Genomic DNA, 26,301 nt, shown 5'->3' with positions numbered 1-26,301 from the left:
ACGGTTAATATGATTGCCCACGTACACGACAACATCAACTACCTCAAGACCAAGAAGGGCCTCATGTCCTGGTTGGTCACGGTGGACCATAAGCGCATCGGGATGATGTACCTGGCTTCCATCCTGCTTTTCTTCATCACCGGCGGGACTTTCGCTTTCCTGTTCCGGCTCGAGCTATGGAGCCCGCTCAAGGATTTTCTCACCCCGGATCAGTACAACCAGTTCTTCACCCTGCACGGCGTGATCATGGTGTTCCTGGTGGTGGTTCCCGGGATTCCGGCGGCCCTGGGCAATTTCTTCGTGCCCATCCAGATCGGCGCCAAGGATCTCGCTTTCCCCAAGTTGAACCTCACCAGCCTCTACCTATACTGGATCGGCGCCGGCATCGCGCTTTGGTCCATCGTCGCGGGTCATGCCGATCAGGGTTGGACCATGTACGCTCCATACTCCTTGTCCCAGAATCCCGCCGTACTGTGGATGATGGTGGCCGCCTTCATCCTGGGCTTCTCTTCCATCCTGACGGGCCTTAACTTCATCGTCACCATGCACACCATGCGCGCCCCGGGCATGACCTGGTACCGCATGCCCCTGTTCCTGTGGGCCATGTACGCCACCGGCATCATGCAGATTTTCGCGACTCCGGTTTTGGCCATCACGCTGTTGCTGTTGCTGATGGAAAACTTCTTCGGCATCGGCATCTTCGATCCGGCCTTGGGCGGGGATCCGCTCCTGATGCAGCACTTCTTCTGGTTCTACTCCCATCCTGCCGTATATATCATCGTGGTCCCGGGTTTCGGCATCACCTCGGAAATCATCGCCGCTTTCGCCAAGAAGGACATATTCGGATACCGCTTCGTCGCCTACTCCTCGGTGGCCATCGCCATCATCGGGTTCGTCGTTTGGGGCCATCACATGTTCGTGGCCGGCCAATCCGAACTGGCGGACACCATCTTTTCCTTCCTGACCTTCTTCACGGCGATCCCCTCGGCCATCAAGGTCTTCAACTGGACGGCTACCCTCTACAAGGGTTCCATCGACTTGAAGACCCCGATGCTGTACGCCCTGCAATTCCTGTGGAACTTCACCATCGGCGGCCTCACCGGGATCATCCTGGCCATCCTGTCGGTGGACATCCATTTGCATGACACCTATTTCATCGTATCCCATTTCCACTACGTAGCCATGGGCAGCACCATGATCGCCTTCATCGGCGGCATCCACTACTGGTGGCCGAAGATGACGGGCAAGATGTACAACGAGACTGTGGGCAAGCTGGCCTCCATCACCGTATTCATCGGCTTCAACGTCACCTTCTTCGTGCAGTTGATCATGGGTTCGCTTGGAAGCCCGCGCCGGTACTACCATTACTGGGATCAGTTCCAGATTTACCATCAGATCTCCACCGTAGGCGTGGTCATCCTCGCCGTCGGCTTGTTCACCGCCCTAATCAACCTTATCGTGTCCCTGTGGAAGGGCGCGACGGCCCCGGCCAATCCGTGGGGCGCCAAGACCTTGGAATGGCAGACGGATTCCCCGCCGCCGCTGTATAACTTTACCGAGACCCCTATCGTGACCCACGGTCCCTACGCCTTCGAGACGGAGAAAGCCTAATGGCCACCGTAACCGGATTGCCCGAACACCACGTCGCCCATCATTTCGACTCCGCCGAACAGGAGTTCGATTCCGCCAAGATCGGCATGTGGTTGTTCATTGCCTCGGAAATAATGATGTTCGGCGCCTTGTTCGTCGGCGCCTTGCTCTTCCATACCTTGCACCATGGCGGTTTCGCCGAAGGTTCCGCCCATCTCGATTGGCGCTTCGGAGCGGTCAACACCTTCTGGTTGCTCACGGCCGGCCTTACCATGGGCTTGGCGGTTGTGGCCGCCCAGGCGGGCCAGCAAGCGAAGGTCCGCATGAACCTGATCTTGAGCCTGATCTTCGCCGCCGGCTTCCTGGTGACCAAGTCCCTGGAATACGCCCAGAAGTTCGAACACGGCACCCTCCCCGGCCGTTTGTGGCATGCCCACCACGGCTTCACCGACCCCTTCTCGCACGTGTTCTTCGGCTTCTACTTCGTCATGACGGGCCTGCATGCCGTCCACGTCCTGGTGGGCATGGGCCTGATGATCTTCGCCTTGGTCCGGACTTCGCGGACCCGTTTCAGCCGTTCCTATTTCACCCCCATCGAAATGGTCGCCATCTATTGGGCCCTGGTCGATTTGGTATGGGTCTTCCTGTTCCCCCTCCTTTATCTCATCAGGTAAGCCAAATGCACGATACCACCCTTCCCGGCCATGAATTCCCGAAAGGCGCCGTCATCGGCAGCTATTTCGCCCTACTGATCCTCGCCGCCGTTATGATCGGCCTGTCCCAGCTCGACGTGGACAAGCTGGGCATCGATTGGTTGAACCTGCATGCCATCCGCACCACCCTGATCATGGGGACGGCGCTGATCATGGGCATTATCGTGTCCATGTTCCTCATGGGCTTGCGCTATGAAAGCAAGCTCCTGAACCTGACCATTTTCCTGGCCAACTTCGTGTTCCTGCTGATCTTCGTGCTGTTCACTTGGGTGGATACTTCCTTCCGGGGAGAGGTCGATCCGACCTTCAACGAGAAGATCAATTGGACCTCGCCCGTGACGAAGAACGCCGCGGAAGAGGCCGCGCCCGCTGCCGCCCCGGCGACCCAAGCGGCGCCCGCTCCCGTAGGAGCGCCCGCTCCGGCTGGAGCGCCCGCTCCCGCTGGCCATTAGACCGGGGCTTACGCAGGACCCGTGCGAAAGCCCATCCTCTCCCCATCCCGCAACGCCGCAGGCAATCAGCCCCTGATGAAGGGGCCTTTCTTTATTTTCCTCCTGCTGATGCCGGCCTTTCTCGTGCTGGTTTTCCTCATCTTGCTTGCCATGCAATACAAGCAGCTGAAGGCCCTGGTCGCGCCGCGTCCGGCGGAACTTACGTCCGTGCAAACCTCGCCCGAGTCCCAGGCGCGCGTCCGCGCCAAGGTGGACAGCTTCCTGACGACGCCGAAAGCGGCGGACCCTGCGGCCAAAGATACCTTGGCCCTGGATGCGGCGGAGTTGAACGACCTCATCCGCGGTAGCGACGCCCTGGAGAACCTCCATCTCGACTATCATCTTTCCCTGGAGGACACCCTGCTGGTGGCGCGGAACAGCCTGCCGGTGGAGCAGATGAAAGGGGCCTTGGCGACGCTGGCGAAGCTGCTGCACGTGCACGGCTACCTGAATTCGGTCATGAAAGGTTATCCCAAGCTGGAGGACGGGAAATTATCCATGGTCCCGGTCGCGGCCATCATGAACGGGATCTCCGCGCCGCCTTCCGTGCTCTCCTCCAAAGGCAAAATCGAAGCGCGCGATTGGGCCTCCGACAAGGAGGCTTTCGATCGGGCGACCGCGCATCTGGCGGACGTCAAGATCCGCGGGGGACGCTTGCTTTTGATCCGGGGCTGAGCGCGCGGGATACCTGCCCGGGCGTTTTGCCGAGGATCAGATCGAGCAAGGGCCCGGTCATGGCGGTGGTCACCAGCGCCACCAGGACCATCAGGGTGAATAACCGGGGCGGCAGGATACCCAGGTCGAGCCCTACGTTCAACACGATCAACTCCATCAATCCCCGGGTATTCATGAGCGCCCCCAGGGCCAAGGCTTCGCGCCAAGGCGCACCCGCGGCCCGTGAAGCCAGGCTCACGCCTCCCAGCTTGCCCGCCACCGCCAAGGCCAATAAAAGCGCGAAGACCCCCCAGTCTACCGCGCTCGTGAGGCTATCCACGCGAGTGCGCAAACCCGTCGAGGCGAAAAACACGGGAAGCAGGAAAAGCGATGCCGGATACTCCAACCGTTCGCGCAAGAAGGTCCGGAAGGCCGATTGGGAAGGCATGGCCGCGCCCGCCAGGAAGGCCCCGAACAAGGCGTGGATGCCGATGGCCTCGGTGCATAGGGAAGACAAGAAGAGAACGATCAGGGCGGCGAGTACCGCTCCCCGTTTGGGCCGGCCATCGGGATCGAGCACCGGCAGGCGGCGCGCGGCGGGCCGCAACACGAACAACATCGCCAGGGTGAAGGCGGAGGCGGCCAGCGCCACCGCGGCCGCGGAGAAGGGCGAAGCCGCCTTGGCTACCGCGATGATCAACGCCAGCAGGATCCACGCGATCACGTCTTCCACGGCGGCGCTGGCCATGGCGGTATGCCCCAAAGCCGTCGCCAGCAGGTTCCGTTCCGCCAGGATGCGGGCCAGCACCGGGAAGGCCGTGACGCTCAATGCGCTTCCCAGGAATAGCGCGAAGGCGGGGAAGGGCACTTGCGGCGGAGCGATGCCTGAGTAGAGGAAGGCCGCCGCGCCCGCCCCCAATAGGAAGGGCACGACGATTCCCGCCGGGCTGACGAACAGCGCCTGCCGCGCATGCCGCCGCACCGAAGCCAAATCGATCTCCATCCCCATGGAAAACAGGAACAGGATCACGCCCACTTGGCTGAGCAGGTTCAAGGTCCCTAGGCTCGCCGGCGGGAACAAGGCTTGCGAAAAGCCGGGGAAAAAATGGCCCAGCAGGGACGGGCCCAGGGCGATGCCCGCGGCCATCTCGCCGATCACGGCGGGTTGCCCCAAGCGTTTCGCCAGCAAGCCGCAGGTTCCGGCGATGCCCACCACTACGGATAGCTGGGCCAGCAGCAATCCGAAAGGAGTATGCAACGCGTCCACCGGCTTAAGTTAAAAATCGCGACGCGCTTGCTCGGGCGATGCCCCCCGAAGGAAGGGCGCCTGCCCGCGCCGACCCTATCGATGAGTCGCTTTCTAAGCCGCGATGAGTTGGGCCTCGGGGGCGTAGGCCGGATCCAAGGCCAGTTCCGCGGAAGCTTCGCGATGATGGCCGGCGCGGGCCAAGGACAAGGCCGGCGCGGCCCCGGCGGCGAAACGCGTCTGCCCGGCGCGTACGAAGGCGGTCTCACGCTTAATGCCCAGGTCGGCAATCTCCTTCTTGAACCGGGTAAGGCGACGGGTAATGGCGACCCGCGAGACACCCATGCGGTTGGCGATCTCCCGATGGTTGAGCCCGTCCATGGCCAGGCGCAGGATCTCGCGGAGGCGGCCGCGTATTTCGGGCAAGACCTTCTCCAGCCGTAAACGATGGAGAACGAATTCATCCCCGGACTCTTCGGACTCCCATGCGATTTCCAGCGCCATCTCCGCGCGGCGTTCCATATGGCGCCTTTGCCGTATCCGGCGGCTGAAGCATTCATGCTTGGCGATGGCGCCGATCCAGGTCAACGGATCGCACTTCCATTCGAATCCCCCCCAGGCGCGGAAGGCCTTGATGAAAACGTCTTGGGAGGCGTCTTTCGCTTCTTCCCTGTCCTTCAGGAAGTAAAGGCAGATCCCGAATACTTTCTGGTGGTAACGGTCGTAGAGCTGGGCTTGCCAATCGGCGCCATTCCGCAGGTCTTCGTGTTCCGACATGCTATCCTTCTTTCCGATCCCAGGGCTGATTTCAGGAATCATGCCCCTTCGACGAGAAAGATATCGCCGTCGGTGCCCCCACCACGGGCAGGGCAAGCTCAATTCGCTCCATTCTGTGAGCGGCTCGTATTCCGGGGACGGATGGGGTATGCGGAACTACCCGGATAGCGGAACTATCCGGGTAGGCGAGGAATCAAGGCGCGCGTTTGGTAGGCGCGGCCGAGGGCGCAGCCTTCGCGGGCGCGGAGGCCTCCCCGGGGGCCCCGGCCTTGGCCGGATTCGGGGCGGTAGCACCGGGGTTACGGGGGGGAGCCATGCGGCCGGCGGGCGCGGCGGCCCCGCCTTCCATGCCTTGGCCGGCATCGGGCCAGCATAGGCCCGCGCCGGGCCGGCAGGGGAAATGGAAGTGGAGCAGGATCGGTTCGACGGGCGGGGGCTCTTTCGATTTCGTGGCGGAGGGATAGAGATAGACCTGGGCCAGAACGGTCACCGAGGGCATCAAGTAGGTCCCGTCCAATTGCGGGGCGTCGCGGAATTTTTCCGTCGTCTCCACGTAGGATTCCAGGATCTTCACGGGCTTGATGTCGCGGATGCGCAAGCGATCAGGATGATACGGATACAGCAGGGTGCGCGGCCGCGTGCGGGAATTCGTCCATCGGACCAGGCTGTCGGCGACGTATTGTCGGGTGGGAACCTTCACCGGCGCGCCCTCGGCCAGTACCGGGTCGCGCAGGGAGAACAATTGGGTGGCGCCCCCGGCGCCGTAGCTCAAGCGGACCTGGAAGGCGTCCCCCAGCACCAGGCGATCGTCCAACTTACGGATGTACCGGCCGAAATAATAAGCGGGCACGGCAGGGAGAACCTGATCCTTCGTCTCCGGGGATTTCTTCTGCACCATGGTGATCTCGTAGTTCGCGAAGGCGTATCGATCGGCCTTCTCTTGCAGCAGCTCGCGCAGGATGCCATCCGTGCGGAAACGGATCAGGGAATCCGGAACGTAATCCTTCTTGTCCAACATCGGAACGCTTTCGTCGGAGAAGCCGAGCTCGGACATGCCCGGCTCGTAGGTCAATAAGGCTCCCGACTTGTCGCGCCAAACCCAATTGACGGCGGTCGATTCCGGCTTGCCCGCGTCCTTCATCTTGAATCGGGTGAGGAAATACTTGACCTCGTCCTTGTTGACGGGCCGATTGAGGATCCGATAGCTCTTGGCCAGGGTGCTGTCCTTCTCATGCTGCGCCGCGCGGGCGGCCGCGGCCGCGGAGTCCCGTGAAGCCTTAGCCGCCGCGATGGAATCGGTCCGGGCCTGGAGGGCGGCGCGGCGCAGGGCTACCTTGGCTTCGGCGGCCGCTTTCAGGGAATCGGCGCGATGGCGGCCGGCAGCGAGGACGGAATCGGCGCGCGCCCGCGCGGCCGCGTGGACGCTATCGGTCCTGGCTTTCGCCGCGGCGCGGAGGGAATCGGCATGGGCGCGTTTGGCTGCCGCCGACAAGGAGTCGTTGTGGGCTTTGGCCGCCCGGGCGTTCTTGACGGAATCGGCCCGGGATTGCGCCAACGCCTTGTCGGCCGCCACCTTCGCCAAGGCTTGCAGTTTCACGGCCGATGCGATGGAATCCGCCTTCGCCTTGGCGGCGGCCTTCGCGAGGGAAGCCACGGAGTCCTTGGCCGCCTTCGCGGCTTGTAGCGAGTCGGCGAGGGTCTTGGAGGACGCGACTTTGGCTAGGGCCGCCGTATGGACGGAATCATCATGCGCCTTCTTGGAGGCCGTGGCGGCGGAGTCGCGGTGGGCCTTGGCTACCGCCAAGGAATCGTGGACGTACTTGAGGCGCGCGGCCAGCGAATCCATGACCAACTTGCGGCGGACCGCCAGGGAGTCGCGAACGAACTTCTGGCGGGTCGCAATGGAATCGCGCACGTGCTTGTGGTGCACGACCAGGGAATCGTGGACGTACCGGCTGCGAGCCGAAGCGGAATCCAGGGCTTTCTTACGTACGGCCGCCAAGGAATCCTTCTGGGCCAGGCGCTTGATCTCGTCGATCTTGCGGGCCGAGACCAGGGAGTCCTTGGCGAACTTGGCGCGCGTGGCCGCGGAATCGGCCAAGGCCTTATGGGCCGCGGCGGAATCCTGGGCCACGGCGGAAGCGGCCGCCGCGGGCGCGGCTTTGGCCGGGGCGGCTTTGGCTCCGGTGTCGGCAGGAGCGGACTTGGTTGAATCGGCCCGGTTCGCGATCGCGTTCTGCGCGGGAGCGGCATGGGCGCCGAAGGCGAGAAGGACGATCGCCATGGGAAGGACAGCGTTACGCATTGCGTTTCTCCGCGTGAGGAATGGAATGGGGGCGGGCCTCAGTACTGGGGCGTGCCGATCACCCTGGAGTAGTAATAACCCGTATTGGCGATAGCCTTGTTGTAATTGTGGGGCGCCAGTTTGAAGAACTCGCGGCAATAGTCCCAGGAATCATCCGAATATTGGGCGGACAGGCAACCGGGTTCCAGTCCTTTGGTGGGGTAGAGGTGCTTATACCCGTAGTTGGCCTCGGCATCGAAGAAGGAGGACAGTATGCTTTTCCCCCGGGAGGTCCAATTAAGCCAGAAGTCGTTGTACAAATCCCAGCTCAGGTTATTGTCGAAGACGTAGGACTTGAATCCGAGCATGACCTTGAGGCCTTTGAATGCGGGCTGCCAGACCGTGGCGGGGGCGCCGCCGTTGAACAGCGAGCAGGAGTTGGCCAGCAACCAACGATTGTAGCCGACCCCGAGGTTCAGATCCGAGGGCTTGACGTAACCATAACTCGGGTAATTGCCGAGGAACATCTGCCCGTAGATCCCGTGGCCTCCGAAATAAACGAAATCGGCGTATTCCCGGTTCCCGTATCCGCTGGACGTATTCGTGAGAGCGGCTTTCGACACCTGGGTATCGCGGGCATCTACCGCCAGGGTGGGGGTGCCCGTGTTGCCGCCCGCATAGGGAGGAACATCGGCTTGCGCCGCCCAGAAAAAGTTCTGCCCCCCTGCGATGAGGTAGCTGAGATCCAGCGCCCCGCCGCCATTGTCGGTGTAATCATCGATCGCGAAAGCGCCGATGTCCATGGAAACGGGGTAGCTGCGGACGAGAGAGGGGATTGAGAGCGAGGCCCCTACGAGCAGGGCGGCGCGAAGGCCCATCCGGCCGCGGCTTTTACCTTGGGGCGCGGATCGCGGGGATGCCTTCCCCTTGGAATCGCGAAATGAGGTCACCCAGTTTGATGACCGTGATTGGATTGGAGTGGTGAAGACTGTCATTGACCAATTCCTTTACCAGTGAAAGGGCGTAGACTTCGATCGAGAAGACCGCCTTCGGAGCCGAATGGGAAACCACCTTGATGCATCGCAACGGGAACCGGCCATACACGGTAGGACCTATGTACAGGCTGTCGTGCCCGAAGGATGGCGGCCAATAATATGGCGCGCCAGGAATGTAGTAATAGAGCTTGGCGTTCCCGCTAGTGTCGGATTGTAAGGATCGAAGTAGGGAGTCGGGTATCCCGGCGAATTGGTAATGAGGGCTGGTCAGGCTGGTCGTGCTCGAGTCATTGACGTGAATCGGCCACTCCAGGAATTTTTTCCGCTTTTTGGAATACGTGAAACCCGGAAATAACGCGCGAACGGAATCAATCCGGACTTCGACGGTAAATCTTAAGGTATCCATATCGCCTTGCAACAAAGGGTTAAGGTCCACTGCATTGATTCTGCAAGTATCCGAGACCGGGAAAACCAAGCGCAAGGTCGGTACCGAGTCGAATAAGGGATTAAATCCGGATCGATAGAGGAGGAAGGTCGCCGCGAGCCGGGTCGGAACCGGGTTGCTTCCCGCGGTCAATGCTTGCATGAAGGAAAAGGATAAAATGGAATCCGCGGTTCCGATTATTTGGATAGGCTGCGATCCGACGTCTTCTTGGGGCCAATTGGTGCTGGAGGTTGCGCCTGCCTGGCGATCATCATCCCCGATTGGGGTTTGTCCGTTATCCGTACCGGGCCCCGTCGATTCGGGCTTCATACAAGCGAATGCCAGGAGTGCCCCGAGAATGCAAATCGCCCGTATGGCCGGCATCGTTCTCATTTCGTGTTCGGAATAATCTGGAATACTACGGTGCATACCTTGTCCGTCCCTTTGTCCTTCGCCACGATATCCTGCATCTCTTGCTGGAAGGCCACGAACTTCATCCGGATCGCCTTCAGGCTCTCGCTGGAAACCGTCGTAACCTGGGTGCTGAAGGCCTTGAAGCGCATCATATCCTCTTGCGCCAGATCGCTCGTCAGCTTTTGGATCTGCCGGTTGTACTCCAAAGCGACTTCGCCCGTGAATCCTCCCGACACCAGGTGGTTCCGCGTCAGAGCATAGCCCCGCTCCGATTTCTTCACCAGTTCCAACTCCATCAGCAGGTCGATGGCTTCGGACACCTGGGCGTCGGTCAGCGCCGGGGTAATCTCCGCGGCGATCTCCTTGGCGGTCGCCTTCCGTTTGTCCAGCCCGAGGTAGCTGAAAACCACGGCATAGTACCATTTAGCGTAGTACTTATGCTGGTTCTCCCTCACCACCCACGGCTTGGAGTTCCGGAACCGCGACAGCTTCTCGAACAAGAAGTTCCTTTCCAGGTCATGCTTGGCCTGGTTGTGCTGTACCAGGAGCTCGAAGTATTCGTTCTCCTTATCGTTCAAGCCCAGGGCGGCCGCGCAGCGCACGCGCAACTTAGGCCCCAGATCCCGCCGGCCCTGGATGACCTCGTACAGGATTCCGGTGGATCCGAAGTACTTCTGCGAGAAGGCGCGTTTGGAGAAACGCAGATTCCCCTTTTGCCGCCACTCTACGTAATCGGCCAGGTAGGACCGGTATTCCAGGTGTTGGAATATGTCCGGTCGGCCTGGCTCGGTTTTAGGGTTAAGATGATCCAAATGCTGCCCTTGGAAATCCGACTTCCGAGGCGACTTCACGTTTTCCGCTCCGAATTGTGAGCGGATCGGACTCGCCGTACCGGGGTTCGGAACGGTGGCGACGCTTCCAATTTCCATGAAATGCTCCCGAGTCGAGGGAGATTCGGTAAAAACTAGCTTCCCTGTGAGCTAATTGGCAGGATGTCCCTACCGGGGCTTTGACGATTGCGAGCGGGATTCGGCTACCCGTTCCGGGTAATGCGGGATTCACGGGCGGTTCGGGAATATCTTCCTAAAAAATCGAAGGCGGCCTGCGTAGGCCGCCTTCGGAAAGGTCGTTCTGTAGGAAGCGGGTTTTAATCCAGCTCCCGGGGGCTGCTTAGTCCACCGTCCAAGTGCTGCCCGAATTGAACAGCTTATCCAGGCTGGGAGGATTCTTGGCTTGGGCGGCATCCACTTGGGCCCGGACTCCGGCGTGATAAACCGGCCTTTCCACGTTGCGGAAAACGCCCACCGGCACCGGATATTCCGGATGGGCCAAGCGCGACAGGTAGAAGCCCAAGGCTCCCGAAGCCTCTTTCTCATCGTGGATGAGAACTTCGCCTTCGGACGGATTGGTCTTGGACTTCATGGCGAACTTGTCCATCACCAGGCCCTTCTCCATCTCCTTGCCGAAGCGGAGGGGCTCGCCATGCTTCAGGTAAAGCAAGGTGTCGTTGCGGGTGGGACGGCCGTAGTAGGGTTCGTGCACCTTGTCCGCGAAGATGACGCAGTTCTGCAGGACCTCGACCAAGGCCGCGCCTTTATAAGCCGCGGCGGCCGCGAAGACCTCGCCCATATGCTTCACGTCATTGTCGCTGGTGCGCGCCACGAATCCGGCTTCCGCTCCCAGGGCCATCGAGATGGGGGAGAGGGGTTGATCCACGGAGCCGTAGGGAGTCGAGGGCGATACGGTGCCTACGCCCGAGGTGGGGGAGTATTGCCCCTTGGTCAGGCCGTAGATGCGGTTGTTGAACAGGATGATCTTCAGATCCATGTTGCGGCGCAGGGCATGGATGAAGTGGTTCCCGCCGATGGACAGGGCGTCGCCGTCGCCGGTGATGACCCACACCTGCAAGTCGGGATTGGTCAGCTTCACGCCGGACGAAACCGCCGGGGCGCGGCCGTGGATGGTGTGGAAGCCGTAGGTGTTCATGTAGTAGGGGAAGCGGCTGGAGCAGCCGATGCCCGATACGAACACGAAGTTTTCCTTCGGGATCCCCAAGCCGGGCAAGATGCCTTGCATGGTGCTGAGGATGGAATAGTCGCCGCAGCCCGGGCACCAGCGGATAGCGGTCGGCGAGGCGAAGTCTTTGCGCGTTAGGGGTTCGGCGGTGGCGGTCGTCATTTCTGGGTCTCCAGGATCCGATGTAGTTCCGAAACGAGGAAGGATACTTTGAAGGGCTTGCCGCGCACCTGGTTGATGCCTTGCACCGGGATGCCGAAGCGGCCGGAGATGAGCAAGCGGAGCTGGCCCATGTTGAGCTCGGGAATGATCACGCGATCGTACTTGTCCAGGATTTCCCCCAGGTTACGGGGGAACGGGTTCAGGTATTGCAAATGCACGTGGGCCACGGGAAGGCCGCCCTTGATGGCTTCCTCCACCGCGGTCGAGACGGTTCCGAAGGTGCCGCCCCAACTGATCACGAGGGCATCCGCGTCCGCCCGGCCCATCACTTCGGCCAAGGGGATGTCGTTGGCGATGCCGGCGATCTTGGCGTGCCGCTCATTGGTCATGGCCTGGTGGTTTTCAGGATCGTAAGCGACCGCGCCGGTGTTGCGGGCCTTCTCCAATCCGCCGATGCGGTGCTCCAAACCCGGGGTTCCCGGAATGGCCCATTTGCGGGCCATGGTAACGGGGTCGCGCGCGAAGGCCTGGAAGGTCGAGCCGTCCGCCGTAGCGAGGTTGGTTTTGATCTCGGGGATGGCATTATGGTCGGGTATCAGCCAGGGCTCGGCGCCATTGGCGATGTAGCCGTCGGTAAGAAGCACGACGGGGGTCATGTACTTGAGGGCGATGCGCGCGGCTTCGAAGGCCATGCCGAAGCAATCGCCCGGCGAACGCGCGGCCAATACGGGCAAGGGCGAATCGCCGCTGCGCCCGAACATGACCATCAGCAAATCGGATTGCTCGGTCTTGGTGGGGAGGCCGGTGGAAGGGCCGCCGCGCTGGACGTCCACGATGACCAGGGGAAGTTCCGTCATGACGCCCAAGCCCATGGCTTCCAGCTTGAGGCAGATGCCCGGGCCCGAAGTGGCGGTCACGCCCAGGCCGCCGGCATAGGCCGAACCCAGGGAGGAGGCGATGGCGGCGATCTCATCCTCGGCCTGGAAGGTGATGACTCCGAAGTTCTTGTGGCGCGACAAGCCATGCAGGATATCCGAAGCCGGGGTAATGGGATAGCTGCCGTAGAAAAGCGGCCGTCCGGATTTCTGCGAGGCCGTAAGCAGGCCGAATACGGTGGCCTCGTTGCCGCTGATCTTGCGGTACTTGCCCTTGGGGAGGGCCGCCTTCTTGACGCGGTAATGCGAGGTGAACAGCTCGACGGTGTCGGCGAAGTTGTAGCCGGCGGTGAGCGCCTTCTTGTTGGACTCGGCGACCTCGGGCTTGTCCTTGTATTTGGTCTTGGGGCCGTATTTTTCGTCCAGCCACTTGAGGGTATGGGTGAGGGGCCGATCGTACAGCCAGTACATCATCCCCAAGGTGAAGAAGTTCTTGCAGAGCTCGGCGGATTTCCCCTTGAGCCCCGTCTCCTTCACGGCGTTGATGGTCAGCTCGGTGATGTTCGCCTTGATGACGCGGTAGCCGTCCAGCGATCCGTCGGTGAGCGGATTGCTTTTCATCTCCGCCTTCTCGATGTCCTTATCGGTGAACCCGGCTTCGTCCAGCAGCAAGATGCCGCCTTCTTCGAGGTCGGCGATATTGGCCTTCAGGGCGGCGGCGTTCATGGCCACCAGCACGTTAAGATCATCTCCCGGCGTCTTGATGTCCAGGGAGCTGAAGTGGATTTGGTAGGCGCTCACGCCTGCGACGGTGCCGGCCGGCGCGCGGATCTCGGCGGGGAAGTCCGGCATGGTGGCCAGATCGTTCCCGAACACCGCGGAGGCGTCCGTGAATTGGGTGCCGGTGATTTGCATGCCGTCGCCCGAATCCCCCGCGAAGCGGATGGTTACGGATTCGACATCGATGTGGGCTTTTTCGGTCGGATTGATCGGGACATCGGTAACGGGTGTGGACATGGCTGGAAGTGTCTCCGGGCTAAGAATATGTCCTAAAGTGGACGTTCTAAGATACAAATTTGGCAGACGCATTATCCCGGCTATTCTTGTGCCAGGGTGTCCGTCCATTATCGCGTCCGGAGGTCATCTTTGCAGCATGTTTTGTTTCCGCAAAGCATCTACTTCGCGTACCAGGCTCGCCGGCAGCCAATTCCCCAGGCCGGCGTACCGGGGCGAGTACCAGATCCCCAATTGCCGCTGCAATAATTCCCGCTTCCCCTGGGCGGCGTAGATCTTCGCCAGGTTGCCCACCGAGCACAAGTAACCCAAAGGCAGGGTGGCCGGCGGGGGAGAGGCGGAGGCCAGGGCTTGGTATTCGGAGGAAAGGGCGAGGTGCACGGCCAAGGCCGAGTCCAGATTTCCGGCGCCTGATCGGGATCCCCGGAATTCGAAGTCCGCCAGCATCTGCCGCCAGATGCGATTGCCGGGATAACGCGCCAGGAAGCCGCGGATGGCGGGGAGCCCCAAGTCATACCGCCCGGAATCGTAATAGATCCAAAGCAGGGACGCGGACAGGGTAGCATGCAGGTAACGGGAGCGGGGAACGGCGGCTTCCAACCGACGGAGGGGCCCTTCGCGATCGGCGTTGACGAAGGGGAACCAATCGATCCCCTTCAGGAGCTCCGCCTTGTAATAATCATAGAGGGCCAGGGCCGCTTCCGCCTCGGCGATCCCGGGATAGGCCTGCAAATGCTTGGCCGCGCGCCGGCCTAAGCGGGCGGCCTTGATGCGCCCGCCCCCATGCAGGCTGGCGACGTAGCTCAACTGCAATTCCGCGAGCCCGCGGTAAATCCCGTAATTGGCGGCCTTGGCCAGCGGCGATCCGCCTTCATCCCCGGCCCGTTCGATGCGGTCCCATTCGGCTTCCGCCGCGGTGAGCGCGGCGGTATCCCCCAAGTCGTTACAACGGGCGGCCGAAGCGAGACCTAAGAAGAAACCGCGCGCCGGGATGTCCGGCAGGCCGCGCAACATGCTGTCGGCCGATACGTATGCGCCGCGATAGAGGGTGTCAAGGGCGCGCATGAGGAGGGAATCGTAGCCGGGCTCGGAAAGCGGGATAAGGTTTCGCGCCGACGGGGCCGGTGCCAGCGTATCGGCGGCACGGATCGCTACGGAGATGGAAATGACCAGCAGAAAGGCCTTCGCGATGGCTATTATGGAGGGGGATTTTTTGCGGCAGGCGGGGGATACTAATGTATCTTGGGATGGCATTGTGCGGCAAAGTACTAAAAAGGCGACTTTGATCCGCCGATACGGGGCGCGCGTAATAGGCATTGTCACCGGCGCAAACCGCCATGATCCCGCGGCTTGGGCCGCTCTCTCGGATTGCGATTTGGCCGAATTCCGGGCGGATACCTTCGCGGGCGATTCCGGGATTGCCGATCCCGGCCGCCTCGCGGATGAATTCCTCTCCTTCCGGTCCGAACGCGATCGCCGCGGCCTCGCCTTCGGCACCTTGCTGACCGTACGCCTGCAACGGGACGGCGGAGCCTGGCCGGATGCCCGTTCCCCGCATCGCGCCGTAATCTGGGAAGCCTTGGGCTGCGCCGGAACGGATCCGGTTCCCGATTGGGTGGACATCGAGATCGAGGAATATCCCCGCCTCCCGGTTGCCCTACGCGACGGACTCTCCGCATCCGGGGCCCGATTGCTCTTGTCGCACCATGACTTCGCGGGTTGCCCCGCGCCCGATCGCCTGAGCGCTCTGCTGCGGGAGATGCTGGCCTGGCGGCCGGCCGGAGTGAAGTTCGCCGTCAGCTGCGCCACCCGCGCCGAGGTGCTCGCCCTGATGGGCTTCGCGCGGGAAGCCGCCGCCGCCGCGCCCCAGGCCTGCGTCCTTTCCATGGGCGCGGTCGGGCGCGCCCTGCGGGTGCTCGGTCCCGCGCTCGGATGCCCCCTGGCCTACGGTTATCTTGCCGGTCAGGCGGTGGCCCCCGGGCAGCTTTCGGCGGCCGAGATCGCCCAATGCCTGGATCGCTTCTCCGCCGAACTCCCCGGGGACCTGCTGTCCACGGGAGCCGAACCGCGCCTTTTGGATTGGGCCGAAGCCCGCTTGCAAGGAGAGCCCGCTTGATTACGAAGTTGCGCGCCGTTCTGGTACTGGCCGCCGTCCTGCTTTTCCCCATCCGCCCCCAGGCCCAGAACTTCGGCCAGAACAAGGTGCAATACCACCAATTCAAATGGTCGTATTACCGGACCGAGCATTTCGACATCTATTTCCCGCAAGGCTCCGACCTCATCGCCCAATTCGCCGCCCGCCACGTGGAGCAGATGTACAAGAGCGTTTCCACCACGGTGGGCCACAAATTGGGCGCGCGCGTCCCCATCATCCTGCACGGATCGCATGCGGAATTCGAACAGACCAACGTCATCCGCCTGCCGCTGGAGGAGGGGATCGGCGGCTTCACCGAGATTTTCAAGAACCGCATCGTGCTCCCCTTCGAAGGCAGTTACCACGACTTCTACCACGTCATCAAGCATGAGATGACGCACGCGGTCGTTTTCGACATGCTCTACGGGGAGAACGCGGCCTCCATGGCCGCGCATCAGACGTCGCAGTTCCCCCTGTTCGTGAGCGAAGGCCTGGCGGAATACGCCTCGCTGGGCTGGGACCTGGGATCGGAATTCTTCATGGTGGACGCGACCACCTTCGGTTACGTGGAACCGCCCACCACCGACTTCGGCGGTTTCCTGGCCTACAAGGGCGGGCAATTGTTCCTGTACTGGGTGGACCAGATCTACGGCAAGGGGACGGTGACCAAGCTGATCCAGGCCATGGCCGACTCCCATGATCTGCCGCAGGCCTTCAAGAAGGTGACCAAGACATCCCTGGAGGAAGCCGGGGAGCTATGGCTGCGCGAACTGCGCTTCGTCTATTGGCCCGAGCTGGGCCAACGCCAGTACGGGAAATCGGTAGCGCGCCAATTGACCGATCACGGCAAGGACCAATCCTTCTACAACTTGCAGCCTTCCATTTCGCCCAACGGCGAGGAGATCGCCTTCTTCAGCGATAGGGAAACCTGGGAGGCCATCTTCATCATCAACGTGAAGAGCGAGAAGGTGACGCGAACGGTGATCCAGGGCGGCAAGACCGAGCAGCATGAGAGCTTCCACTCCTTCAAGTCGGGCATCGCCTGGAGCCCGGACAGTAAGCAGATCGCGGTCGTGAGCAAGCAGCAGGGCAAGGACGTCATCGACATCGTGGACGCGCGCAAGGGCCATCAAGGCAAGCAAATCCGAAAGATCGCCCCCGACGTGCAGGCCATCCTCTCGCCCAATTGGTCCCGCGACGGCCGCTACATCGCCTTCAGCGGAATGCGAGACGGCCTGACCGATATCTACGTCTGGGATCTCCGCGAAGGCAAATTGATCCAACTCACCCATGATCTCGCCCACGACGATCATCCCGTCTTCTCGCCTTCCGGGAAATGGATCGCCTTCGAGTCGGACCGCCGCAATGCCATCGTGCGGCCGCCTTCGGCCAACCCCTTGGACGATTACGATAGCTTGCTGGCCTTCAGCGACGTCTACCGGATCGGGATGGACGGCCAGGGATTGACGAAAATCGCGGGCGGCGCCTTCGACGAGAAGCAGCCCTCCTACGGGCCTTCCGATTCCAGCCTCGTATTCGTATCCAACCGCTCGGGCATCGATAACGTTTATCTGGCGGCCGAAGATTCGGCCGGGACCTGGGGCGAGAAGCCTCTAACCAACCTTTTGTCCGGCTGCTTCACGCCCTCCTGGTCGTGGGACGGCAAGTACCTCGCCTTCTCGCTCTTCGAGGAAGGCGGTTGGGACGTTTTCCTGATGAAGGATCCCCTCGCGAAGGCCATGCATGGCGAATTGCCCACCACCCGGTTCATCAAATCGCTGCAGGACACCTCGGTGCATTTCTTCCGGCCCGTCAATTGGGCCACCTTGTCCAGCTTCAACCCCGATAGCATCCGTATCGATTCCGTCAAACGCGCCGATTCGGTGAAGACGGCCACCGCCAAGAGCGACTCCATAGAGCATATCCGCAAAGAGAAGGCTTCCAAGGCCGCGGGAGAGGCCATCGGCGCGGCCATCGGCAAGGATTCCGCGGCTTCCGCCCGCTTCGCCAAGGACTCGGCCGTCCTGGCCTCGAGCCGAGGGCGCAAGGATACCACCGCGAAATCCGCTTCCGCCCCTGCGGACACGGCGGCCCGATTCTCGATGCGGGATTCCGTCCGATCCGACTCGGCCGCGGAGGAACGCGGGGAGCGCAAACGTGGCAAGAAGGCGAAGACGCCGTTCCTCACCGACAGTTCGGCGTACATGACGCCCGACGGGGGCTTCGTGAAGAATCGCTATAAGCCGATTTGGAGTTTGGATAACGCGAACGCGGCCCTGGGCGTAGACAACCAATACGGCTACGGCGGTTTGGCGTACATCACCCTGAGCGATCTGATGGGGGATCAGGAACTTTCCTTCGCCCTCGCGATCAACGGCAGTTGGGAGAACACCAACGGGGCCATCAGCTATGATTACCTGGCCCTCAAGCCGGATTTCTCCGTGACGGCGTATCATCAGGCGCAATTGTCCCAGTATGCGCTCTTTAGCGGGAACGGCTCCGTCTTCCCGGACTCGAACGTTTACCTCGATCGGCAATGGGGATTCGGCGGTTCGGTAAGCTACCCGTTCTCGGTCTTCACCCGCATGGAGTTCGAGGCGCGCACCATGTTCACCTCGCGCACCCGCCAAATCAGCGACGGCAGCAACTTCAGCACCGACGATTCCTTCAAGCCCATCGTCATCAACGCCTTGTTCCCGAGCATCCGTTGGGTCCATGATAATTCGCTTTGGGGAATCGTAGGGCCGGTCAATGGGGAGAGGCTCTACGCCAACGTCACCGCCGTTCCGCCGGTTTTCCAGGATAAGTTCGCTTTCGTCGAGGCCGATGCGGATTTCCGCAAATATTGGGAGTACTTCAAGAAATACACCCTCGCCGTCCGCGTTTCGACGGGCGCTTCCGAAGCCTTGGGCGGTAAGGAAAATCCCCACGAGTTCTGGGTGGGCGGGGAAGACTATACCTTCAATGCCCACGCCAACGGGGCGAATCTGCCCAGCCGCCTAGAAGAACTCTATTTCTCCCAATTCGATTTCCCTTTGCGCGGCTTCGATTATTACGAATTCAAAGGCACCCGCAAGTTCGTTTCCAATATCGAATTCCGGTATCCCTTCATCCGGGAATTCTCGATTGTCTGGCCCATTCCCTTGGCATTACGTTATATCATGGGGAACGTCTTCGCCGATTACGGCGGCGCCTGGTCTGCCGGCAACGCTTTCGATGAAATGGGGCTGGGATTAGGATGGGGGATGCGCATGAATCTGGGCATCTTCGTGCTCAAGTATACCGAAGCCTGGGCGATCGACGGCGTTGGAACGCATCGGAATCCGCCGCGGTAATACTGGTCCTTAGGCGCGGAATTTTAAATTAGGGGCGCCTGAAAAAACGGTTTACGTTTTTTCGGCCAGAGGAACGGCATTATGAGGCTTTCGGAACGGTTCACGGAAAAGTGCATCATCATCGACTCGCAAAAGCCGAACAAGCGCGAGATCATCGAGGAGATGGTGGTCTTGCTCTGCCAGGCTTACGGGATCGAGAACCGGGACGGCATTATGGCCGCCGTACTGGGGCGCGAAGAGAAGATGTCCACCGGCATCGGCTGCGGCCTTGCCGTCCCGCATGGCAAGGTCGACTTCCTGGATAAGATGTGCGTGGTGGCTTGCTCGGTCAAGCGCGGCATCGACTTCGAGGCCATCGACAAGGAACCGGTTTTCCTGCTCTTCCTCATCGTATCGCCCTCGAATACCACGGGGCCGCATATCCGCGCCCTTTCCGCGATCTCGCGCATCATGGCGGATGCGGACATCCGCAAGAGCCTGATCGCCGCGAACAGCCCGGTGGAATTCTACGCGAACCTGAAATTGGGCGAAGAGAAGTACACCTAGCCGGCGATCTCTTCCAGCAAGGCCCGGAGCTTTTCCAGGCTCCGTTCCCAACTGAAATTCTCGCGTACCCAACCCGGCCCCGCCTTCCCCATCTCCCTTAGCTTTTCCTGCGAGGCCAGCGACCAGGCCAGCTTTTCCCTCAGGTCCAGCGCGTCCCCGGCGCGGAACAGGATGCCGGTGCGTCCTTCCCGGACCGCCTCCGGGATGCCGCCGGTGCGGGCGGCAAGGACCGGCAGGCCCTGGCTTTGGGCTTCCAGCAAGGTAAGCCCCAACCCCTCCACGTGGTTGTTCGACACGGGGGGCAGGCTGGGCAAAATGAACAAGCTGGACTCGCGCAAGAGCCGCATCTTTCCGTCCTCGTCCACGGAGGGCAGGAAGCGGATCCGATCGCGGAGCTTCAGCTTGGCGACGAGGGCCTTAAGCGATCCTTCTTCTTCGCCGCGGCCCACGATGTCCAGGCCCCAGGCCCGATCCTTCAGCCCGGCCAAGGCTTCGAGCAGCAGAGCCGTGCCTTTGCGCGGGACCAGGCGGTGCATGCACAATAGGCGGGGACCGGGGGTAACCGGCGGGATACCCTCACCCGGAGGCGGATCGCGCCTGCCTTCCAGGGGATTGCCGTAAGGGATGACTTCCAGGCGGCGGCAGCGGATGCCGAGTTGGGAAACGATTTCGGCCGTATGCAGCGAACCGGCCACCACGGCGTCCGCGTTCGACAGCACCGCATGCTTGAGCCGACCCACCAGCCATCTTTCGGGATCGATCAATTCGGCGCCGTGCACCAGGACAACGTAGCGCGTGCCGGGTACCAGCTTGCGGAGCGCGAGGGAGGGAAGGGCGGTGGTCCATTGCATATGCAAGAGCAGCGAGGTCCGATGGCGGAAGCGGAACCAGGGGATGGTCCATAGCCCCCAGGCGAAGGCCCTCCAGCGCGTGCGCCCCCGGCGCCAGGCGAGAGCCACGCCCCGCGCGGGCGATGGCAAAGCGCGCCGCGGGCGATCGCTACCGGCGATGACGGCGCGCAGCATGCCTCCGGGCCAGGAGGTGGCGATGCGATAGGAATAGGTTTGCAGCCCGCCGATATCGGGAGGGAAATCGGTGGTGACGAAGGCGGCTCGCGCGCGCCCGGCTTTTGGCATTTGGGTTTCCGCTTGAAATTATCCAAGGCTAGCGCGAAAGATGCAACCCCGCTGTCGGGAATCGTTACAACGCCTGGTCAAGGAAGGGTTTGCGAGGCTCCCGGGGGTAGAAAAGTGCGCGTGGCGAAACAGGATTATGTTTATATTAAGCCAAGTTCAGGCGCAAGCAAAATGAGCATACCTACCAAGAATACCAAGGCTTTGATCTACTGTTCGGTTTGGCCGGACGAAGGCCAGGAACGGACTCTGGCTTCGCAGTCGGTCGACCTCCAGACCTATTGCGTGCTGCAGGGCCTGGAAGTGGTGGACATCGTCACCGACGTGGGACCGGGCGCCAAAGGGCGGATGCGCTCCGGGCTGGAACGCATCCTGAGCCGCACCATGCAAGAAGGCATCGGGCATATCGTGGTGCAGGACGTGAACCGCATCGGCCGGGGGTCGCGCGAAGTGCTGACCTTCCTGCGGGACACCTTCGATTCCGGCCGTACCGAAATCCATGTCACCGCTTGGAAGCTGACCTCCGCCTCGGCGGAGTTCGCGCGCATGACGTCCATCGCCGGGGAAATCCTCGCTTTGGATCACGCCGACCCGGCCCGCGAATTGGCGGCTCGCTCGGAGAAGTTCCGCCTCAAGCCCTTGTGGACGAAGTTGTTCGGCATGCTCCAGGACGAGCGCTACGCCGAAGTGCTCATCCGCGCGCTGTTCCAATTGAAGGACAGCGTACGACTCTCCGAGAGGGAGTACAATGCCGTTCACGGCGGCTACGATCACTTGAACATGTTCCGCGCCTTGGGCTTCCGCATCAAGGGCGAGAAGACCGACAACACCAAGCTCGTAACCGACGTGCTGGTGCGCTACTGGGACAAGCTCAAGCTCCATCTCTCCGCGGACCTTCATCGGATCATCGAAGGATCCGAAACCGCCTCCCAGCTCTAGTCCGGATCCTCCCGCAGCCTTTCCCGCTTCTCGTTTCGCCGCGCGCTGCGCTGATTTTGACCCCCTGTCTATGTTATATATATTGAACCGACTCCAAAACTCGCCGGAAAGGATGGCCGTAATTGGCTGCCGAAGCCACGAAAACCCTCATTATCGCCGAAAAACCCAGCGTGGCCGGCGATATCGTCAAAGCCCTCCCCGGTAAATTCGAGAAGCACGAAGCCTACTACGAGAGCGACCAGCACGTCGTGTCCTTCGCCATCGGCCATCTCGTTTCCATCGCCACCCCGAAGGACATGGATGAACGGCTGAAGTCCTGGTCGCTCGACATCCTTCCCATCATCCCCGAGAAGTTCATCATCGCCCCGCTGCCCAAGACCAAAGGGCAGCTTTCCACCTTGGCCAAGCTCCTCCGCCGCAAGGACATCAAAGAGATCATCAACGCCTGCGACGCCGGCCGCGAGGGCGAGCTCATCTTCCGTTATATCCTGCAATACGTTTCCGAGACCAAGCCGGTCAAGGCGTCCATCAAGCGGCTTTGGCTGCAAAGCATGACCAAGACCGCCATCGAGGAAGGCTTCAAGCACCTTCGTACCGATGTGGAAATGCAGAACCTGGCCCAGGCCGCGATGTGCCGATCCGAGGCGGATTGGCTTATAGGCATCAACGGTTCCCGCGCCCTTACCGGCTACAAATCGCAATGGGGCGGCTTCTTCCTCATGCCCTGCGGCCGCGTGCAAACCCCGACCCTTTCCATGCTGGTGCGGCGGGAATGGGACCGCGAAAAGTTCGTCCCCAAGGATTATTGGGAAGTCCACGGGGAGTTCGCCGCCGGCGCCGGCACCGACTATGCGGGGCGTTGGTTCGATCCCGCCTTCCGCAAAGGAGACGACGAAGATACCGCGAAGCCCGACAAGGGCGAAACCGCCAAAGCCGATCCGACCAAGGCCGAACGCATCTGGGACAAGGCGAGGGCAGAGTCCATCGTCGCCAAATGCCTGGGTAAACCGGCCCAGGTCACCGAGACGCAGAAGCCTTCCAGCCAAGGGGCGCCGCAGCTTTACGATCTTACCAGCTTGCAGCGCGAGGCCAATGCCCGCTTCGGCTTCTCGGCCAAGAACACCCTGGGTTTGGCTCAGGCCCTCTACGAACGCCATAAGGTGCTCACCTATCCGCGTACCGACAGCCGCTATTTGCCCAACGATTACCTGGCCGTGGCCAAAGGCCTGATGGAGAGCCTTCAAGGCTCGGATTACGGGAAGTTCGCAAAGGAAGCCTTGGCAAAGGGTTATGTGCGCATGGACAAACGCATCTTCGATGATGCCAAGGTTTCCGACCATCATGCCATCATTCCAACGAACGTGATGCCTGGGGAACTTTCCGAACCGGAGCGCCGGATCTACCAAACCGTAGTGCAACGTTTCCTGGCCATTTTCTTCCCGCCGGCGCGCTTCCTCAATACCACCCGCATCTCCATCGTGGAAGGCGAGCATTTCCGCACCGAAGGCAAGGTCTTGGAAGAGCCCGGTTGGAAAGCCATCTACGGCATCGACAAGCAAGAAGAAGCCATCCTGACTCCGCTGAAGGCAGGCGCCAAGTACGTCGCGAAGGACGTCACCCTCAAGCAGGACGCCACGCGGCCGCCGCCCCGGCTCAACGAATCGACCCTGCTTTCCTTCATGGAAAGCGCGGGCAAGTACGTGGAAGACGAGGCTCTGGCGGACGCCATGAAGGAGCGCGGCCTGGGGACGCCGGCTACGCGCGCGGCCATCATCGAAGGACTCTTGTACGATAAGTACATCGTGCGGGAAGGCAAGGAATTGGTGCCCACCGCCAAGGGCGCCGACCTCATGAGGCTGCTCTCCGCCATCGGCATCGAGGAACTGGTCTCGCCGGAATTGACGGGCGGATGGGAGTTCAAGCTCAACCGGATCGAGCGCGGCCTGTATACGCGTCCCGAATTCATGAAGGAGATCGTGGACCTGGCCAGGTCCATCGTTTCCAAGATCAAAGGCTACGACGAGGACAAGGACAAGAAGGAAGCGCCCTTCGGCAATCCCATCGACGGAAAGCCGATGTACGAGACCCTGACCCGCTACGAGTCCGCCGACGGCGAGATCATGATCCGCAAGGTTTTGGGCGGGCGCCAGATGAGCGAGGCCGAGGTGTTCGAGCTGTTGCAGAAGCGCCAGATTGGGCCGCTGCAAGGCTTTCGCAGCAAGGCGGGGAAACCCTTCACGGCCGTGCTCAAGCTCAACGAGAAGAACAAGGTCGAATTCGTCTTCGACGACACCGCTTCCGGCGCGGACGGGCAGCCCCTGGACATCTCCAAGGAAGAGCCCGTCGGCATTTCCCCCGTGGACGGGACCAAGGTATACGAGACCTTGACCGGTTATGTTTCGGAAAGCGCCCTCAACGGGGACAAGACGGGCCTCAAGATCAACAAGATGATCCTGGGCAAGACCCTGGACCGAGCGATCATCCAGCGCCTGCTGTCGTTGGAACGGACCGATCTGATCAAGGGCTTCCAATCCTCCAAGACCAGGCGGTTCTTCGACGCCTACTTGAAGCTTTCCAAAGAGGGGAAGATCTCCTTCGAGTTCCCGCCCCGGGAATTCAAAGGCCGCGGCAAAAAAAAGGCCGTCGAATCCCAAGGGGACGGCGCGGAATCCCCGGCCGAGGCCGCCGAAGCGGGTTGAGAAATCTCCTTTCCGTCAGGTGGGTCCGGTACGTCTGGTTAGGGGGGTCGTTGGCGGCATGCCTCCTCGCCTGCCATAACGGGGGCGCCGCAACGCCCGATGACGGGACCGGTTCCCCGCCCCGCACGGATACATCTGGTCAATGCACGGGTTCCTGCGACGCTTCGCCCCCGAGTTATCCGGTGCTCGGCGATACCTCGGGCTACGGGGACGTGACCACTTATGGCGGTACCGCGGGCGGCCACCCAAGCGCGGGCGGCGCCTGCAACTACGATTCGACCGGCATCCTCGCATTCGCCGCCATCCAAGTGAACCGCCTTCCCGGGGACATGCAGGGGCAATGGCGCGGCGGTCGCGTATGCGGGCAATGTGTGGAAGTCAGGGCGCGGACGCCGGACGGATGGAAGTCCACCGTGGTGCGCATCGTGGACAAATGCCCGGACGCGAATTGCGGCATCGATCTGGGCGGCACGCCGGCGGGCATCTTGATGGGGGACAAGCCGGGACGTTATGCCGGGGAGTGGACCTTCGTCTCCTGCGATGGGCACCCCGACGCGTCCGACGGCCCTCCGTCCCTTTTCATCAAAGCAGGCAGCAATGCCTATTGGTCCCTCATCCAGGTCCGCAATCCCGCCCAGAGGATCCTGGGAATACGATGCCGCCGTTCGGGATCGACCGCATGGACCGATCTGGCGTGGGCGACCGAGGCGGAGAACTTCTTCCACGTCCCGGTTAGCGTGCTGGCGGACTCGTCGGTATACGATCTGGAAGTGGACATGCCGCATGCGGCCGGCTATTCCCTGCGGTGCCCGGGAAGCGCGCTGGCGGCGGAGAAAACGTCTTTACCTCTGGTCCCGGCGCCTTAACTTCTTTGCCCCTGACGGGGCCTTGGCCGTAATCGACCGCAGCCGCGCGAGCGTTGGCTCCCGGCATGGGCCGGATTCAAATCGCCCTGAAATCCGAAATGAAATATCCCCCGGTCCGGTCCGTCGGATCCTGGGTCTGGTGGTACACGTCCAGGATCACCTGCGATCTGCGGAAGCGGTTTCCGGCGTAACGGAAGAAGGCTTCGCTGCGCATTTCTTTCACGGGTTCTTCCAGGGCCCCTTCCACGAAGAGCGAGCGCATGTGGGTGAGCGGGCTCAATTCCTCGCGGGGCGCGTTGGCGTAGTCCACTTTGAATAGGGTCCCGCCCTTGCGCAGCAGGCCCCGCAGATTGCGGCTCACCACGCGATCGGTCATCAGGCCTTCGTACAGTTCCTTCGGCTTGACGGTGTTCACCTCGTCCTCGGGATCCATTTCGCGCAAGCGGGCCAACACCGTGCAGACCTTGCCGTCGGGGCGGTTCTTGTATCCATGCCGATCGTAGTATTCTTGATCGTCGGGAGCGGGAGTGAGGTTGGGGAAGACGAAGAAGACGGCGGAGGCTTTGCCCGCGGGGAGCGAAAAGTTGGGAAGCGAAGTTTCCACCAATCGGATGCGCGGGCCGCGGGCCTCGAAGGCGCGGCGCTTATCGACCCGGTCGGCTTCCTGGCCGGCCCGGGCCAGGCGCTCGCCTGCGAGCGAAAGCATCTTCGGGGAACCGTCGAGGGCTACGATGCGCGACTCGGGGAACCGGCGCGCCAAGGCGGCCAGGAAATGGCCGCTGCCGCATGCGTAATCGACCAATAAATCTGGTTTTATACGGGCGGCCCGCATGCGCTCGAATCCGTAGTCGGCCACGTCGGCGTAGGCTTTCCGGTGCGGCCCGTCGCAGGATTGCTGATCCCACCAATCCCCGATGGCGGTGTCGTAGGAGGTGCGTCCTTTCAGGAAAAGCTTCTCGAAGTCGATGCCGTGCAGGCGCTTTTTCTTGGGCAT

The 26,301-nt window shown here is 61.6% G+C and carries 20 protein-coding genes; 10 read left to right on the top strand and 10 right to left on the bottom strand.

Going from position 1 to position 26,301, the window contains the following annotated elements; translation table 11 throughout:
• The first annotated feature begins 9 nt into the window (after positions 1-9).
• The 4 genes from JF616_10935 to JF616_10920 are packed head-to-tail and all read left to right on the top strand — an operon-like array spanning position 10 to position 3,469.
• Entirely contained in the window at positions 10-1,611 is a 1,602-nt protein-coding gene (locus JF616_10935) for a cbb3-type cytochrome c oxidase subunit I (GenBank protein ID MBW8888260.1), read from the top strand.
• Positions 1,611-2,264 carry a cytochrome c oxidase subunit 3 gene (locus tag JF616_10930; GenBank protein MBW8888259.1) on the top strand — a complete coding sequence of 218 codons (654 nt, stop codon included), beginning with the start codon at positions 1,611-1,613 and terminating at the stop codon, positions 2,262-2,264. The genes JF616_10935 and JF616_10930 overlap by 1 nt, the downstream gene beginning before the upstream one ends.
• A gap of 5 nt (positions 2,265-2,269) precedes the next feature.
• Positions 2,270-2,755 (top strand): hypothetical protein, encoded by a 486-nt coding sequence (locus JF616_10925; GenBank protein MBW8888258.1) that lies wholly within the window; start codon positions 2,270-2,272, stop codon positions 2,753-2,755.
• Positions 2,756-2,776: 21 nt separating this feature from the next.
• Entirely contained in the window at positions 2,777-3,469 is a 693-nt protein-coding gene (locus JF616_10920; GenBank protein MBW8888257.1) for a hypothetical protein, read from the top strand.
• On the opposite strand, the gene JF616_10915 is transcribed toward JF616_10920, so the two are convergent.
• The 8 genes from JF616_10915 to JF616_10880 all read right to left on the bottom strand — a co-directional run bounded on the left by JF616_10915 (position 3,429) and on the right by JF616_10880 (position 14,720).
• A complete protein-coding gene (locus JF616_10915; protein ID MBW8888256.1) occupies positions 3,429-4,706 on the bottom strand; it encodes a cation:proton antiporter in 1,278 nt (425 codons plus the stop codon). The genes JF616_10920 and JF616_10915 overlap by 41 nt on opposite strands.
• A 102-nt stretch (positions 4,707-4,808) precedes the next feature.
• A complete protein-coding gene (locus tag JF616_10910) occupies positions 4,809-5,471 on the bottom strand; it encodes a sigma-70 family RNA polymerase sigma factor (protein ID MBW8888255.1) in 663 nt (220 codons plus the stop codon).
• A 193-nt stretch (positions 5,472-5,664) separates the two neighbouring features.
• A complete protein-coding gene (locus tag JF616_10905) occupies positions 5,665-7,776 on the bottom strand; it encodes a hypothetical protein (protein ID MBW8888254.1) in 2,112 nt (703 codons plus the stop codon).
• 38 nt (positions 7,777-7,814) lie between these two features.
• Positions 7,815-8,633: a hypothetical protein gene (locus JF616_10900; protein ID MBW8888253.1), complete on the bottom strand. Its 819-nt coding sequence runs from the start codon at positions 8,631-8,633 to the stop codon at positions 7,815-7,817.
• Positions 8,634-9,563: 930 nt separating this feature from the next.
• On the bottom strand, positions 9,564-10,439 hold the full coding sequence (locus JF616_10895) for a TIGR02147 family protein (GenBank protein MBW8888252.1): 876 nt from the start codon (positions 10,437-10,439) through the stop codon (positions 9,564-9,566).
• A gap of 319 nt (positions 10,440-10,758) precedes the next feature.
• Positions 10,759-11,766 (bottom strand): 2-oxoacid:ferredoxin oxidoreductase subunit beta, encoded by a 1,008-nt coding sequence (locus JF616_10890; protein ID MBW8888251.1) that lies wholly within the window; start codon positions 11,764-11,766, stop codon positions 10,759-10,761.
• The gene (locus JF616_10885; GenBank protein ID MBW8888250.1) at positions 11,763-13,658 is read right to left on the bottom strand and encodes a 2-oxoacid:acceptor oxidoreductase subunit alpha; all 1,896 of its coding nucleotides are present in this window, start codon (positions 13,656-13,658) and stop codon (positions 11,763-11,765) included. Before JF616_10885 ends, JF616_10890 begins: the two co-directional genes overlap by 4 nt.
• A gap of 123 nt (positions 13,659-13,781) precedes the next feature.
• Entirely contained in the window at positions 13,782-14,720 is a 939-nt protein-coding gene (locus JF616_10880) for a hypothetical protein (GenBank protein ID MBW8888249.1), read from the bottom strand.
• A 310-nt stretch (positions 14,721-15,030) separates the two neighbouring features.
• On the opposite strand from JF616_10880, the gene JF616_10875 reads away from it, so the two are divergent.
• From JF616_10875 to JF616_10865, 3 genes are all read left to right on the top strand, one after another.
• Complete coding sequence (locus JF616_10875; GenBank protein ID MBW8888248.1) at positions 15,031-15,771, top strand: type I 3-dehydroquinate dehydratase; 741 nt, start codon at positions 15,031-15,033, stop codon at positions 15,769-15,771.
• A complete protein-coding gene (locus JF616_10870; protein ID MBW8888247.1) occupies positions 15,768-19,124 on the top strand; it encodes a PD40 domain-containing protein in 3,357 nt (1,118 codons plus the stop codon). Before JF616_10875 ends, JF616_10870 begins: the two co-directional genes overlap by 4 nt.
• A gap of 81 nt (positions 19,125-19,205) precedes the next feature.
• Positions 19,206-19,670 carry a PTS sugar transporter subunit IIA gene (locus JF616_10865; GenBank protein MBW8888246.1) on the top strand — a complete coding sequence of 155 codons (465 nt, stop codon included), beginning with the start codon at positions 19,206-19,208 and terminating at the stop codon, positions 19,668-19,670.
• Here JF616_10865 and JF616_10860 read toward each other — a convergent pair.
• The gene (locus JF616_10860; protein MBW8888245.1) at positions 19,667-20,806 is read right to left on the bottom strand and encodes a glycosyltransferase family 4 protein; all 1,140 of its coding nucleotides are present in this window, start codon (positions 20,804-20,806) and stop codon (positions 19,667-19,669) included. The two genes, JF616_10865 and JF616_10860, sit on opposite strands and share 4 nt — an antisense overlap.
• Positions 20,807-20,977: 171 nt before the next feature.
• Here JF616_10860 and JF616_10855 point away from each other — a divergent pair, with 171 nt between their 5' ends.
• The 3 genes from JF616_10855 (at position 20,978) to JF616_10845 (ending at position 25,307) form a co-directional block, all read left to right on the top strand.
• On the top strand, positions 20,978-21,742 hold the full coding sequence (locus tag JF616_10855; protein MBW8888244.1) for a recombinase family protein: 765 nt from the start codon (positions 20,978-20,980) through the stop codon (positions 21,740-21,742).
• 122 nt (positions 21,743-21,864) lie between these two features.
• Positions 21,865-24,441: a DNA topoisomerase III gene (locus JF616_10850; protein ID MBW8888243.1), complete on the top strand. Its 2,577-nt coding sequence runs from the start codon at positions 21,865-21,867 to the stop codon at positions 24,439-24,441.
• A 50-nt stretch (positions 24,442-24,491) separates the two neighbouring features.
• The gene (locus tag JF616_10845; protein MBW8888242.1) at positions 24,492-25,307 is read left to right on the top strand and encodes a hypothetical protein; all 816 of its coding nucleotides are present in this window, start codon (positions 24,492-24,494) and stop codon (positions 25,305-25,307) included.
• A 76-nt stretch (positions 25,308-25,383) separates the two neighbouring features.
• Here JF616_10845 and JF616_10840 read toward each other — a convergent pair whose 3' ends face one another.
• Positions 25,384-26,301 (bottom strand): class I SAM-dependent methyltransferase, encoded by a 918-nt coding sequence (locus JF616_10840; GenBank protein MBW8888241.1) that lies wholly within the window; start codon positions 26,299-26,301, stop codon positions 25,384-25,386.

The organism is Fibrobacterota bacterium (genome assembly GCA_019509785.1).
In the GTDB taxonomy this organism is placed as follows: domain Bacteria; phylum Fibrobacterota; class Fibrobacteria; order UBA11236; family UBA11236; genus Chersky-265.
This window is presented reverse-complemented; position numbering and strand designations above follow the sequence as displayed.

Excerpts from the sequence above, each read along its gene's own strand:
- JF616_10935 (MBW8888260.1), top strand. The coding sequence starts at position 10 with ATGATTGCCCACGTACACGACAACATCAACTACCTCAAGACCAAGAAG.
- JF616_10930 (MBW8888259.1), top strand. The coding sequence starts at position 1,611 with ATGGCCACCGTAACCGGATTGCCCGAACACCACGTCGCCCATCATTTC.
- JF616_10925 (MBW8888258.1), top strand. The coding sequence starts at position 2,270 with ATGCACGATACCACCCTTCCCGGCCATGAATTCCCGAAAGGCGCCGTC.
- JF616_10910 (MBW8888255.1), bottom strand. The coding sequence starts at position 5,471 with ATGTCGGAACACGAAGACCTGCGGAATGGCGCCGATTGGCAAGCCCAG.
- JF616_10905 (MBW8888254.1), bottom strand. The coding sequence starts at position 7,776 with ATGCGTAACGCTGTCCTTCCCATGGCGATCGTCCTTCTCGCCTTCGGC.
- JF616_10900 (MBW8888253.1), bottom strand. The coding sequence starts at position 8,633 with ATGGGCCTTCGCGCCGCCCTGCTCGTAGGGGCCTCGCTCTCAATCCCC.
- JF616_10890 (MBW8888251.1), bottom strand. The coding sequence starts at position 11,766 with ATGACGACCGCCACCGCCGAACCCCTAACGCGCAAAGACTTCGCCTCG.
- JF616_10885 (MBW8888250.1), bottom strand. The coding sequence starts at position 13,658 with ATGTCCACACCCGTTACCGATGTCCCGATCAATCCGACCGAAAAAGCC.
- JF616_10880 (MBW8888249.1), bottom strand. The coding sequence starts at position 14,720 with ATGCGCGCCCTTGACACCCTCTATCGCGGCGCATACGTATCGGCCGAC.
- JF616_10865 (MBW8888246.1), top strand. The coding sequence starts at position 19,206 with ATGAGGCTTTCGGAACGGTTCACGGAAAAGTGCATCATCATCGACTCG.
- JF616_10860 (MBW8888245.1), bottom strand. The coding sequence starts at position 20,806 with ATGCCAAAAGCCGGGCGCGCGCGAGCCGCCTTCGTCACCACCGATTTC.
- JF616_10855 (MBW8888244.1), top strand. The coding sequence starts at position 20,978 with ATGAGCATACCTACCAAGAATACCAAGGCTTTGATCTACTGTTCGGTT.
- JF616_10840 (MBW8888241.1), bottom strand. The coding sequence starts at position 26,301 with ATGCCCAAGAAAAAGCGCCTGCACGGCATCGACTTCGAGAAGCTTTTC.